This is a genomic window from Brevibacillus sp. FW306-2-1A-C05A (genome assembly GCF_058781555.1).
Genome location: NZ_JBYSWV010000021.1, coordinates 1 through 12761, shown reverse-complemented (window position 1 = coordinate 12761; position 12761 = coordinate 1). Strand labels below are relative to the sequence as shown.

At 53.2% G+C, this 12761-nt stretch carries 15 protein-coding genes; 13 read left to right on the top strand and 2 right to left on the bottom strand.

Features of this window, described 5'->3' with window-relative positions; translation table 11 throughout:
- Window positions 1-64: 64 nt before the first annotated feature.
- Together AC3WJN_RS14105 and AC3WJN_RS14100 are read left to right on the top strand one after the other, a co-directional pair.
- On the top strand, window positions 65-694 hold the full coding sequence (locus AC3WJN_RS14105; protein WP_035316758.1) for an HD domain-containing protein: 630 nt from the start codon (window positions 65-67) through the stop codon (window positions 692-694).
- A gap of 33 nt (window positions 695-727) precedes the next feature.
- Window positions 728-1096 carry a phage holin family protein gene (locus AC3WJN_RS14100; protein WP_005829904.1) on the top strand — a complete coding sequence of 123 codons (369 nt, stop codon included), beginning with the start codon at window positions 728-730 and terminating at the stop codon, window positions 1094-1096.
- Between the two features lie 213 nt (window positions 1097-1309).
- On the opposite strand, the gene AC3WJN_RS14095 is transcribed toward AC3WJN_RS14100, so the two are convergent.
- Window positions 1310-1918 (bottom strand): accessory gene regulator ArgB-like protein, encoded by a 609-nt coding sequence (locus AC3WJN_RS14095; protein WP_005829905.1) that lies wholly within the window; start codon window positions 1916-1918, stop codon window positions 1310-1312.
- A 15-nt stretch (window positions 1919-1933) separates the two neighbouring features.
- Complete coding sequence (locus tag AC3WJN_RS14090) at window positions 1934-3277, bottom strand: sensor histidine kinase (protein WP_005829907.1); 1344 nt, start codon at window positions 3275-3277, stop codon at window positions 1934-1936.
- Between the two features lie 250 nt (window positions 3278-3527).
- On the opposite strand from AC3WJN_RS14090, the gene hprK reads away from it, so the two are divergent.
- From hprK to AC3WJN_RS14035, 11 genes are all read left to right on the top strand, one after another.
- On the top strand, window positions 3528-4463 hold the full coding sequence (gene hprK / locus AC3WJN_RS14085; protein WP_005829909.1) for an HPr(Ser) kinase/phosphatase: 936 nt from the start codon (window positions 3528-3530) through the stop codon (window positions 4461-4463).
- A gap of 15 nt (window positions 4464-4478) precedes the next feature.
- Entirely contained in the window at window positions 4479-4976 is a 498-nt protein-coding gene (locus AC3WJN_RS14080; protein ID WP_007777925.1) for an acyltransferase, read from the top strand.
- 295 nt (window positions 4977-5271) lie between these two features.
- Window positions 5272-6447, top strand: a complete 1176-nt coding sequence (locus tag AC3WJN_RS14075; RefSeq protein WP_007777922.1) for an ATP phosphoribosyltransferase regulatory subunit — start codon at window positions 5272-5274, stop codon at window positions 6445-6447.
- A gap of 3 nt (window positions 6448-6450) precedes the next feature.
- Entirely contained in the window at window positions 6451-7098 is a 648-nt protein-coding gene (hisG, locus tag AC3WJN_RS14070; RefSeq protein WP_005829913.1) for an ATP phosphoribosyltransferase, read from the top strand.
- 23 nt (window positions 7099-7121) lie between these two features.
- On the top strand, window positions 7122-8417 hold the full coding sequence (hisD, locus tag AC3WJN_RS14065; protein ID WP_005829915.1) for a histidinol dehydrogenase: 1296 nt from the start codon (window positions 7122-7124) through the stop codon (window positions 8415-8417).
- Window positions 8417-9016, top strand: a complete 600-nt coding sequence (gene hisB / locus AC3WJN_RS14060; RefSeq protein ID WP_007777917.1) for an imidazoleglycerol-phosphate dehydratase HisB — start codon at window positions 8417-8419, stop codon at window positions 9014-9016. Before hisD ends, hisB begins: the two co-directional genes overlap by 1 nt.
- A 1-nt stretch (window position 9017) precedes the next feature.
- Window positions 9018-9632 carry an imidazole glycerol phosphate synthase subunit HisH gene (gene hisH, locus AC3WJN_RS14055; protein ID WP_007777914.1) on the top strand — a complete coding sequence of 205 codons (615 nt, stop codon included), beginning with the start codon at window positions 9018-9020 and terminating at the stop codon, window positions 9630-9632.
- Window positions 9629-10378 carry a 1-(5-phosphoribosyl)-5-[(5-phosphoribosylamino)methylideneamino]imidazole-4-carboxamide isomerase gene (gene hisA / locus AC3WJN_RS14050; RefSeq protein WP_005829919.1) on the top strand — a complete coding sequence of 250 codons (750 nt, stop codon included), beginning with the start codon at window positions 9629-9631 and terminating at the stop codon, window positions 10376-10378. Before hisH ends, hisA begins: the two co-directional genes overlap by 4 nt.
- Window positions 10368-11126: an imidazole glycerol phosphate synthase subunit HisF gene (gene hisF, locus AC3WJN_RS14045; protein ID WP_007777911.1), complete on the top strand. Its 759-nt coding sequence runs from the start codon at window positions 10368-10370 to the stop codon at window positions 11124-11126. The genes hisA and hisF overlap by 11 nt, the downstream gene beginning before the upstream one ends.
- Window positions 11123-11806 (top strand): bifunctional phosphoribosyl-AMP cyclohydrolase/phosphoribosyl-ATP diphosphatase HisIE, encoded by a 684-nt coding sequence (gene hisIE / locus AC3WJN_RS14040; RefSeq protein ID WP_005829923.1) that lies wholly within the window; start codon window positions 11123-11125, stop codon window positions 11804-11806. Before hisF ends, hisIE begins: the two co-directional genes overlap by 4 nt.
- 171 nt (window positions 11807-11977) lie before the next feature.
- The gene (locus AC3WJN_RS14035) at window positions 11978-12538 is read left to right on the top strand and encodes a GNAT family N-acetyltransferase (protein ID WP_007777898.1); all 561 of its coding nucleotides are present in this window, start codon (window positions 11978-11980) and stop codon (window positions 12536-12538) included.
- The last annotated feature ends 223 nt before the right edge of the window (window positions 12539-12761 follow it).

Here is a 12761-nt window from a genome sequence, read left to right as displayed (position 1 = left end):
GCTAAAAGCGTGGCGAGGCTGCGCCATGCCATGCTCATGCTGGCAAGAGACGGGGGAGAAGAACATGGAATACGTGGCAAAAGCGCTGGCGGCCCTCCCCACCGATCTGGTGGAGGAAGCGAAAAGATGCTTTGACGGACAAGACTCTGCACACGATTGGCAGCATAATTTGCGCGTGCTGGCGATGTGCGAGCGGATCGGCGGCGAGGAAGGGGCGGACATGCAGGTGCTGCGCCTCGCTGCTTTGCTGCACGATGTCGGGAGAGCGGAGGAGCGGCAGACCGGGGAGTGTCACGCGGAAATCAGCGCGCGAATGGCAGGAAAATGGCTGCGGGAGCGCGGCATGGAAGAAGAACTGATCGCGCGGGTACAGTCCGTGATCCTCGCCCATCGCTTTCGCAAGGAGCGTCCGCCTGTAAGCCTGGAAGAAAAAATCTTGTTCGATGCGGACAAGCTCGATTCGATTGGCGCTATTGGAGTTGCCAGAGTTTTTGCTTATACTGGGGTTATTGGAGGGCCTATCCAATCCGACGACCCGCAGCAGCATACTCCGTTCAAGGAGTACGACTGGAAGCTGCAGCGCATCAAAGACAGGCTGTTCACCAAGACGGCCCAAGCGATTGCGCAGGAACGGCACGCGTTCATGGTCCGCTTTTTTGCGCAGTGGGAGCGGGAAGTGAAAGGACTCCAGTAGACGCTGGGGAAACTGGCGGAAGGAGGAATGAGGATGATCCGCTGGATAATCAAAATGCTCCTGAACGGAGCTGCCTTGCTTTTCATTAGCAAATGGTTTGCGTCCATTTATGTTGCGAATTTCACCGTGGCATTGTGGGCCATTCTGATTTTGGGTGTCGTGAACACGTTGATTCGTCCGGTGCTGATGTTTTTTACTTTGCCGCTGACGATCCTGACGTTGGGGCTTTTCTGGTTTGTCATCAACGCTGTGACGTTTGCCCTGACAGCCTACTTCATTGACGGATTCGAAGTGGGACCGTGGCCGGACAATATCGGCATCGTCATCGTGGCTGCCGCGCTGATGAGTATTTTTGGCTGGTTGATCGAAATGGTTGTCGGCATGAAAAAAGAGAAAAGGTAGAAAGCATCAAAAAAAACCCGCGGACTCTTTCGGGAGAGTTCGCGGGTTTGCTATTGTGGCGGGATTATGCTTGATTGTTAGATTTCTCTTCGTTTCGCATGTGAGGCGGGAGTGGTTCGTACAAGAAACCGACTTTCATAACACCTGCGACGCTCAAAACAGACAGGGCGCCAAAGAAACTGCAAACAGTGGAAAGCACTTTCTTCATGGGTATCATCCTCTCGAAAATGTTTTTTCTAGGAAAGATACAAAGCGAAACGAAACAGGCATGAGAAGCAGAGACTGATAGATAATTGCTAGTATGTAAGTCATAGGTAGCTTATAGGAATATCTTACCAAGAAAAGTGAGAGAATGCAACCAATAACTATCAGTAGAATAGCGATTTTTCGATGCTTTTTCTGGACAGTTGGGTTGTCTGGCATGTATGTATGTTTAGCTGGAGCGTATGTATAATTGATAAATGTTCCTGCCCCTGCAACGAGAAGGATGAGGAGCGGCATGACAGCAACAGAAGCCAGAGAAACATACTTGATAATAGCACCGCCAATAAGTAAGAGCAGGAGTGTCGCTACTAGACAGGACCATGGATTTTTAAAATGAACGCCGCCCGTGAAAAAACGGAGTAGAAAAAAGAAACAAAGGAGAGGGAAGACTTCTCCTAATAAGTTGAATACCGCAGAAACGAGTACGATGAAGAAAAGATTGATGACATTTAGCAAAAAGAGTTCAATTCCATGCGCCAATTGTCCCACGGTGTATGGCGAATCTTCTGTCTTAATCGACCGGGCAATTTTTCCTGACAATTTTTCTGTCCAGGTCATTCGGTTGCCTCCCTGCTAGCGGTTTGCAAAAGAAATGCAAAAACTGGTGATACCATCGGCAGATTTGACTTGAATGTTGCCGTTGTAGCGTTCCGCCACGTTTTTGACGATGGCTAGTCCAAGTCCGCCTTCTCCATTTTTCTTCGTGGTATAGCCCATTTGGAAGATTTCCTGAAGTTGACATTCCGGGATTGTCGGACCGCTATTTTCGATATACAGGAAGTGCTCGTTTTCTGTTTGTCCCCATTCAAGGCGTATGTAGCGATTTTCCTCCAGTTCGTAAGAGGTTGCACGTATGGCGTTGTCCAGCAGATTGCCCAAGATTTTGATTAAATCATATGTTTTGTAGTGCGAGAACTGGCTGATCTCCTTGATTTCCAACGTGAGCGAGATACGCTCAGCCAGACAAACTACCATTTTGGATTGCAGCAAGGAAGCAACGGCAGGATTTTTGATACGCTCCAATACTTGCGAACTGGAATCAGCGGATCTTTCAATCAGGACCGTTTCCTTTAACAGTTGCTCTACGTATTCTTTGGCGTGGCTATGCAGTTCTTTTTTCAAGAATCCATTGATTGCTGTGTAATGGTTCAAAGAATCGTGCTTGATGGAGCGAACGGCGGTAAAGAGATCCTGAATGCTGTTCAAATAAGGCGTTCCGGTTTCTTCTTCTACACGATTGATCGTCAAATTAAGATAAATCCGGAACAAAACCACAATCACGATGAACAAAGCCAAAATGGCTAACTGAAAGAACATTTGAAACTGCGGAGTATACAGCGCAAGAATGGCCGAGTTGTTCTCTCTCAGAAAAAACGACGTGTTCATAAATAGAATGAGCAAAAACTCGACGCTTCCCAGAAGAATTAACAGGAACAAGTAACGATTTAAACGGTTGTGCTGAAATAGCTGATGAATGTCAAATTTGGTTGTTCGCAATACGATAGCGATGGTTAGAAATACGCCTAGATAAAATAAACGGGCAAACACTGCTAGCATCGTAGTAGACAATATTTCTTCCAGGAATAACTGCTGACTGTTAAAAATGGCGAGAATAATTGATTCGGCAAGAATCATGACGACCAGTGCGATCGTTCCCATAAATACCGATTTGAGAATGTTAAACCGATATAACAGGATCAGGTACGCAGTCATGCATAAAAACATCAATATCACTTTCGGTTGATAAAGCACTTCCAGCAAAGTTAGCAGCTCGCCTGTTAGTGCAAATAGCAGGCTAAATAGAATGGCTTGTTTCTTCTTTTCGAACACCGACAGGTTGAATAAAGCCAAACTAATCGTCAGTAGCAAGAAGGCTTCGGGTATGTCTACGAGTAAGAAGCGAAGTAAAAAATCCAAGGTGTTGCCTCCTCTTTTTGTCCGACATTCGGAGTAAAGCAGTCTATATTTGCACTTTAACTCAGATTTCGCCTGATACCAACCTCATTTTATATCTTATGAAATAACGCGAAAAATGTAAATGATACGACAAATTGCAAGCTTAGGCAAGTTGGGGGTCGAGAGGCAAAGGTTGTCGGAGGCAAGATGGTTTCGATACAATAGAGGCACACAACCGGGGACGGATATCCCAGATAAGGGGGAAGCTTTCATGCGCAAGACAAATGTGAGCCACCTTGTGGATCATTTCAATATGACGATTTTAAGCGGAGAAGAGGGGCTGGGGCGCGAGATTACGGTGACGGATTTGAGCCGTCCGGGCTTGCAGCTTGCAGGCTACTACTCCTACTACGCCGAGGAACGGATTCAACTGTTTGGCTTGACGGAAATCAACTTTTTCCAGACGCTGAACAGGGATGAGCGATTGGAGCGCATGAATTTTTTGATGCAGGGGCAGACGCCGTGTTTTTGTGTGACGCGCAACCAGCCTGTCCCGGAGGAAATGATCGAGGCCTCGAACAACTGGGGCGTGCCTGTGCTGCAATCGCCTTTGGCGACGACGACCTTGGTGGGCAAAATGACCAACTTCCTGGAGAACCGCCTGGCGCCTACTACCACGATTCATGGCGTGCTGACGGATATTTACGGGGTCGGCGTCCTGATTATGGGATCGAGCGGAATCGGGAAAAGCGAAGCCGCTTTGGAACTGGTCAAACGCGGGCATCGACTGGTGGCGGATGATGCTGTCGAAATTCGCCAGACGCAGGCAGGCCAGCTAAGCGGCAGCGCACCTGAGCTGATCCAGCATTTGCTGGAGATTCGCGGCGTGGGGATCATCAATGTCATGACCATGTTCGGAGCAGGGGCTGTCCGCAACGTGAAAAATATTGAGATGGTCGTGCAACTGGAGCTGTGGGAGCCGCACAAAATGTATGAGCGGCTTGGACTGGACGAAGAGACGCTGAAAATCATGGACACGGACATCCCGATCATTACCGTACCCGTGCGACCAGGGCGAAATCTGGCCGTCATCATCGAGGTGGCAGCGATGAACTTCCGCCTGAAGCGGATGGGCTACAATGCGGCGATGCATTTCTCGCGCAAGCAGTCGAACGCCATTCTGGAAGATGCCGATTCAGACTTGTAGGACGGAGAGTGGCGTATGAGGAAGACAACACGTTATCCGGTCCAGGGGCCAAACCCGCTCTGGCAAATGTACCGCACGGTCAGCTTCTGGAAAGTCATGAAAAACTTCATCGTCATCCAGCTTGCCCGCTACACGCCTTTTCCGTCATGGAAAAACTGGATGTACCGCACCTTTTTGCGGATGGAGGTCGGGCAGGAAACGGCAGTGGCGCTGATGGTCATGATGGACACGATGTTTCCGGAGTTGATAAAAATCGGCAAAAACAGTGTGATTGGCTACAATACGACCATTCTCGCCCACGAGTATCTCGTGGAGGAATACCGGCTGGGAGAAGTGCGCATTGGTGACAGGGTGCTGATTGGAGCCAACTCGACGATTTTGCCGGGGGTGACGATTGGGGACGGGGCGATCGTGGCTGCGGGAACGGTGGTCCACAAGGACGTGGCGCCCGGGTCTTTTGTCGGCGGCAACCCGATGCAAGTGATTCGGCCGGGAGGGCTTGAGGAAAAATAGGCTCGCGCGCCGCTGGTCAGGCTTTTGCGGGAGAAAGAAAGAATAAAGGAACGGAGTCCGTTTTGGCGGGCTCTTTTTTATTGGCTTGCAGAGGCGGGGCTGCTGATGAAGCCATTGTAAATGAGAGGTGCTTGCAAGCGTTGTTCGGGGCGCCTATAACCTATAATCAAGAATTTTTCGACTATTCTTATCTCCGTTGACCGTGAGCGGTCTTCGTGGTAATCTTCATCATAACACTTTAGTTTGTTACCATATTAGCAGAGTAAAGCGAAACGGAGCAATGGAGGGAATGACGATGGCGAAGCCGTTGGGATTTGAAAAACCGCTGGGGATGCGGGACATATTACCGGAATCACTGGCGAAGCAACGGCATTTGGAGCGGGCGCTGCGGCATTGTATCGAACGGTGGGGGTACGAGGAAATTTCCACACCGTCGCTGGAGTATTACGATACCGTGGGAATGGCGAGCGCAACGCTGACAGATCGAATGTTTCGCCTGTTGGATAAACAGGGGCATACCGTTGTGCTGCGGCCGGACATGACGACGCCAATCGCTCGCGTTGTTTCTTCTTTATATAAAGATGTACCGCTGCCGATCCGCCTGTTTTATCAGGCCAACGTGTTTCGCGCCCAGGAGAAGGAAGCTGGCCGAAATGCGGAGTTTTTCCAGACGGGGATCGAGCTGATTGGCGACGGCTCTGTGGATGCGGATGCGGAGGCGATCGCGCTGGCAGTTTTTTGTTTGCGGGCGGCAGGCGTGGAGACGTTCCGAATCGCGATCGGGCACGTCGATTTTGTAGACGGGCTGCTGGAGGACGTGGTCGCCGAAGCGGATGTGCGCCAGCAATTCCGCCAGTATTTGCACGAGCGCGATTTTGTCGGCTTCCGCCAATTGCTGGAGACGGTTGCGATTGACTCTGCGGGGAAAAAACGGCTGGACGCCTTGCTTCGTTTGCGCGGCGGAAAAAGCAAAATCGCGGAGGCGCGGGAGCTTGCGGGTGACGGAAAAGCAGGGCGGGCGGTAGAAACGATTGCTTCCTTGTGGGAATCGCTGGAGGCATACGGGGTTACCGAGGATTTGCTGTTGGACTTCAATCTGATTATCAATCTGAACTACTATACAGGCGTTGTCTTTGAAGGCTACGCCGCCGATCTCGGCTCTCCGCTGTTGGGCGGCGGGCGTTACGATCAGCTTTTGGCCCAGTTCGGGCGCTCTGCACCTGCCACCGGGTTTGCGATCAAAATGGATCGGCTGCTGACGGTCACGCCGTCGCTGCGAGGTCAAGCGCCAGAACGCATTTTGCTGCTTTATACAGAAGATCGGCGGCCGGAAGCATTGGCAAAGGCGCAGCAGTTGCGCGCGGACTTCCAGGTGGTCGTGACCCGGCTCGTAACGGGAAAAGCGGAGATAGCGGCAGAGAGCGGGCAAGGCTACAGCAAGGTGATCTGCATGACGGAACAGGAGGAGTAGGAGATGGCGTTTTTCGCAAATGAGCAAAAGCTGACGATTGCCATGCCCAAAGGGCGAATTTTTGAAGAGGCTGTGCACTTTTTGCAGCAGGCGGGTCTGGAGGTAACGGCTGAACTGCAGGATTCACGCAAGCTTGTCATCCCTGTGGAAAATGCCAGGCTCGAATTTATTTTGGCAAAGCCTACCGATGTCCCGACTTATGTGGAATACGGAGTTGCGGACGTAGGCGTGGTCGGCAAGGATGTTTTGCTCGAAGAAGAACGGGATGTCTACGAGCTGTTGGACCTGCAGATCGGCTACTGCCGGATGATGGTCGCCGGATTGCCGGACTGGAAGCCGACAGAAGCGCCGAGAGTGGCGACCAAATATCCGAAGATCGCTTCCCGCTATTTTCGCGAGCAGGGGCAGCAGGTGGAGGTCATCAAGCTGAACGGCTCGGTGGAGCTGGCGCCGATGATCGGGCTTGCGGACAGGATTGTGGATATCGTCTCTACTGGCCGGACGTTAAAAGAAAATGGCCTGGTGGAGCTGGAACATATTTGCGAGATTACGACGCGGCTGATTGCCAACCGCGCGAGCTACCGGATGAAAAGCGAAGCGGTCGATGATATTGCCGGAAAGTTTCTGGAGGTTATTCCAGGCAGAAAATAGAGAGAAGGAGGGGGAGAAGGACCATGCGGATTATGGAAGCGAGTCAGTTTGACGGAAAGCGGTCGGTGGAGTCGGGGACGAGAGAGCAGCAGGAAGCCGTCAGGGCCATTCTCGCCGCTGTCCGGGAGCGAAAAGACGAAGCTTTGCGGGAATATACAGAGAGGTTTGACCGGGTGCGGCTGGAGACGTTTCGGGTGAGCGCAGCGGAGTTTGCCGAAGCGAGCGAGCAAGTCTCCCCGCAGGTCAAAGCGGCTTTGCAGGAGGCGGCGGAAAACATACGCGATTACCATAGCCGCCAGGTGCGCCAGTCGTGGTTTGTGACGAAGGAGAGCGGCACGATGCTGGGACAGTTGATTCGCCCTTTGCAGCGCGCGGGACTGTATGTGCCAGGGGGCACGGCCGCCTATCCTTCCAGCGTCCTGATGAACGCGATCCCGGCCAAAATCGCAGGCGTCCCCGAGGTGGTCATCACTACCCCGCCGGGAGCGGACGGCAAGGTCAATCCGGCGATTCTCGTAGCGGCGCAGATCGCGGGGGTGACGGAGATTTACAAAGTGGGCGGAGCGCAAGCCATCGCGGCGCTCACCTATGGCACGGAACAGATCAAGGCGGTAGACAAGATCGTCGGGCCGGGCAATATTTTTGTCGCATTGGCAAAGCGCGAGGTGTTCGGGCTGGTCAGCATTGACATGGTAGCCGGGCCAAGCGAAATTGCCGTGCTGGCTGATGACACCGCCAATGCGCGTTATGTCGCTGCCGATTTGCTGTCGCAGGCGGAGCATGATCCGATGTCGGCCGCGATTTTGGTCACGCCTTCGCGGGAGTTGGCCGAGCAGGTGGCGCTGGAGGTAGAGCGGCAGCTTGCCGAACTGCCGCGCCAGTCGATTGCTGCAGCGGCGATTCGGGATTACGGGGCGATTTTGCTCGTGGAAAATTTGGACGAAGGGTTCGCCGTCATCAACCGGATCGCTCCCGAGCATTTGGAGATCATGATTGCAGAGCCTTTCGCACAGTTGGGCAAGGTGCAAAACGCCGGGGCGATTTTCCTCGGGCCGTACAGCTCAGAGCCTGTCGGCGATTATTTTGCCGGAACCAACCATGTGATTCCGACTAACGGCACGGCGCGTTTTTCCTCGCCGCTGTCGGTGGATGACTTTATCAAAAAATCCAGTGTCATCTCTTACAGCAAGGATGACCTGGTGAAAAACGGGCCGAAAATCGTGACCCTGGCCGAGCAGGAAGGGCTGGCGGGGCATGGACGCGCCATAACCGAGAGACTGCGCGACTTTGATCGCGAGAAGCAGGAGTGTGACCAGTGATGAGTGATCGTACAATCCGCACAGCAGCTATTGAGCGCAATACAAATGAGACGCAGATCGCCCTTTCTTTTGGCGTAGATGGAGCAGGCGAAAGCAAGCAGGAGTCGGGAGTGCCTTTTTTGGACCACATGCTTGACCTGTTCACCCGGCACGGGCATTTTGATCTGACGGTAAAAGCAAAAGGAGACATCGAAATCGACTACCACCACACGGTAGAGGACATCGGCATCTGTCTCGGGCATTGCATCCGCGAGGCACTGGGCGACAAAAAAGGAATCAAGCGCTACGGGAACGCCTTTGTTCCGATGGATGACGCGCTGGCGCAGGTTGTGATCGACATTAGCAACCGGCCGCATCTGGAGTATCGGGCCGCTTATCCTACGAACATGGTCGGCCAGTTTCCGACTGAGCTTGTGCATGAATTTCTGTGGAAGCTGGCGCTCGAAGCGCGGATCAATCTGCATGTGATCTTGCACTACGGCCACAATACGCACCACATGATCGAGGCTATTTTCAAAGCGCTGGGCCGTGCTCTGGACGAAGCGACGACGATCGATCCGCGTGTAAAAGGGGTCCCGTCTACCAAAGGGGTTTTGTAGGATGATAGGCATCATTGATTACGGCATGGGCAATTTGTACAGCTTGAGCAAGGCTTTGGAGCGGCTCGGCTATTCGTATGAGTTCGTTTCTGCGCCTGATCGGCTGCAGGAGTACAGCGGGCTGATTTTGCCGGGGGTAGGCGCTTTTGGCGACGCGATTGCAAACATCAGGGAGCTGGGCCTGGATCGGGCGATTGACGCATACGTCGCTTCCGAACGGCCGATCTTGGGCATTTGCCTGGGGATGCAGCTTTTGTTTGACAAAAGCGAGGAGCACGGGGAAAACGCCGGACTCGGCCTGATTCGCGGTGAAGTGGTCCGTTTTTGCGGCGACTACAAAGTGCCGCACATGGGCTGGAACCAGTTGCGTCTCCGGCGGGAGCATCCGCTTCTGGAGGGAGTGCGCGAAGGCGAGTACGTTTATTTTGTTCACTCTTACCATGTGCTGTGCAAGCCGGATGTGCTGCTGGCGACGAGCGACTATCATCAGGAGGTCACGGCGATTGTCGGACGTGGCCAGGTGTACGGGATGCAGTTCCATCCGGAAAAGAGCGGAGAGACGGGAATGCGGCTGCTGCGCAATTTTGCCGTTCAATGCGAGGGGGTTTTGGCGTGAGTTTTATCATTTATCCAGCTATTGATATTCGCGGCGGAAAATGTGTGCGGCTGTTTCAAGGGGATTACGCCCAGGAGACGGTGTATGCGGATTCGCCTGTTGCCATGGCAAAGCGTTGGGTAGAGCAGGGGGCCGAGTGGGTGCACCTCGTTGATCTGGACGGGGCCAAGGAAGGAAAGCCGGCCAATGCGTCCATCATCAAGGAAATCGCCCGCACAGTGTCCGTCCCCGTGCAGGTTGGCGGCGGCATTCGGACGGAAGCGCAGATCAAGGACTATTTGGATGCAGGCGTGGCGCGGGTGATTGTCGGCACCGCCGCGATTGAAGACGAGCCTTTTACGAAACGCATTTTGCAGGCGTACGGCGACAAAATCGCGATTGGACTCGACTGCCGCAATGGCCTGGTCGCTACGCGCGGCTGGCTGGAGACAACGGACGTCGCGGCGACAGAGCTGGCAAAGCGGCTGGTGGCATACGGCGCGGAAACGTTTATTTATACCGATATTGCCCGCGACGGCACGATGACAGGGCCGAATGTCGAGGAAATCGCAGCACTCGCGATAGCGACAGGCAAGTCGGTCATTGCCTCTGGAGGCGTGAGTCGGCTTGATGACCTGCTCGTTTTGGCAGGGCATGCAGCAGACGGAGTGTCCGGCGCGATTGTCGGAAAAGCTCTTTACACGGACGCTTTCACGCTGGAAGAAGCGCTGACTCGCATGGAGGGACGTGAGCAGGATGTTGGCTAAAAGAATCATCCCGTGTCTCGATGTCAAAGACGGGCGGGTTGTAAAAGGAGTCCAGTTTGTGGGGCTGCGCGACGCCGGAGATCCGGTCGAGCTGGCGAAGAAGTACAGTGAAGAGCGTGCGGACGAGCTGGTGTTCCTGGATATTTCCGCCTCCCACGAAGGGCGCAAGACGATGGTGGATGTCATCGAGCGGACGGCGGCCAACATTACGATTCCGTTTACCGTTGGCGGCGGCATCAACAGCGTGGAGGACATGAAGCGGATTTTGCGCGCCGGAGCGGACAAAATTTCGCTGAACACAGCCGCTGTGCTGCGTCCCGAGCTTGTTCGCGAGGGGGCGAATGTGTTCGGCTCCCAGTGCATCGTAGTTGCGATTGACGCCAGGTCGGTAGGGGAAGGGCGCTGGGAAGTGTACACGCACGGCGGACGCAACGCTGCCGGCAAAGATGTCGTTAGCTGGGCGCAAGAAGTGGAAGCGCTGGGAGCAGGCGAAATTCTTTTGACCAGCATGGATGATGACGGCGAGAAAAAGGGCTTTGGGATCGAATTGACCAGACGCGTCTCGGAAGCGGTAAACATTCCGGTGATTGCTTCTGGTGGGGCAGGCTCGAAGGAAGACTTTTACGACGTGCTGACAGCGGGGCGGGCAGATGCCGCTCTGGCAGCTTCTATTTTCCATTACGATGAGACGTCCATTCACTCGGTGAAAGAGTATCTCCAGACCAAAGGAGTTGTCGTGCGGCCATGACAGTAGAGCTTCTTACAGCAGAAAACGTGCGCTTTGACGAAAAAGGACTGATTCCTGTCATTGTACAGGATGCGGTGAGCAAGGCTGTTTTGACGCTTGCCTATATGAACGAGGAGTCGTTGCAGCGATCGCTTGAGACGAAAGAAACGTGGTTTTGGAGCCGCTCGAGACAGGAGCTGTGGCACAAAGGGGCGACGTCCGGGAATACACAGCGGATTGTTTCCATTCAGGTGGATTGCGACGGGGATGCGCTCGTCGTGCAAGTCGTGCCGAATGGACCAGCCTGCCATACAGGTGCCTATAGCTGTTTTGCCGGGGAGCTTTTGGCAGGGGGACAGGAGCGGGAGACAGCAGAGGGCAGCGAGAAAGCCGTCACAGCCGTGACGAGCGCGACAGTCGACCGATTTGCGATTCTGGGCGAACTGGAAGCGTTGATCGCTGCTCGCGAGGCCGAGCGCCCGGAAGGCTCGTACACGACCTATTTGTTCGAGAAAGGCGTCGACAAGATTTTGAAAAAAGTCGGGGAAGAGGCCGCCGAGGTGATTATCGCCGCGAAAAATCGCAGCCACGAAGAACTGCGCTACGAGGCTTCCGACTTGATTTTCCACCTGCTTGTCCTGCTGCGGGAGCAGAAGCTGCCGCTGGATGATGTGCTGACTGAGTTGCAAAGGCGGCGGTGAGGCGCTGGTGTTGCTTGCGAGAAAACCACTCTGTGTACAGTAGAGTGGTTTTTTGTTATGATTCCAGTATCTGTCTTTTGAAAGGTGTGGTGTCCATGAAAAAAGGAATCATGAAACTCGACAAAACCGATGATCGATTGGCCAATCACCAATGGAAAGGCAGGAAACAAATTGCTCAAAGGAACGGTAGTGGAACTGTGCCCTGTTGTGGCGGAGGATATGGAGAGGCTGTATCTGTGGCGTAATGACGAAGAAGCGGCGACCTTGGCTGCTGGCTCATCAATGGTCGTGTACAGCAATATTTCGCTTGATTCCCTTCGCACGATGTATGAGGAAAACGTGCGGACGGCTCGATTGGATGACAAGTACAACCGTGCTGTTTTCTCGATCTATACGCTTGATGGCGTGCATATTGGCAATTGCGACTATCGGGATGTGAATCCGGTTACGCGTACGGCGACCATTGGCATCGCGATTTTGGCTAAAGAGTACTGGAGCAAAGGATATGGCACGGACACGCTGAAAGTTTTGCTGCGCTTTCTTTTTCTACGCTTGAATCTGAAGCGGGTGCAGTTGGATACATGGAGCGGCAACACGCGGGCGATTCGCGCTTATGAGAAATGCGGATTTGTCGTCGAAGGGCGGCTCCGCCAAAACGAGTACGTGAACGGGCAGTATTACGATACGATTGTAATGGGGCTTTTGCGTGAAGAGTTTGCTTTGGCCGATTAAGTGAAAAGGAGCCGTTCCCCGCTGTTTTCAGGGGAGCGGCTCCTTTGTTTACCTTCGGGGCAGCGCTGATGGAGTCGACAGCAGAGGTGTCAAAATTCGACTGGAAGATAAAACTTTTAAAATTAGCTATTGATTTCGTATTTTAAATGTGATAGATTATTCCTTGTCGCCAAGAACGACGACAAAACACGAGAAAAGATAACAACTTTCGATAAAAAAGTTC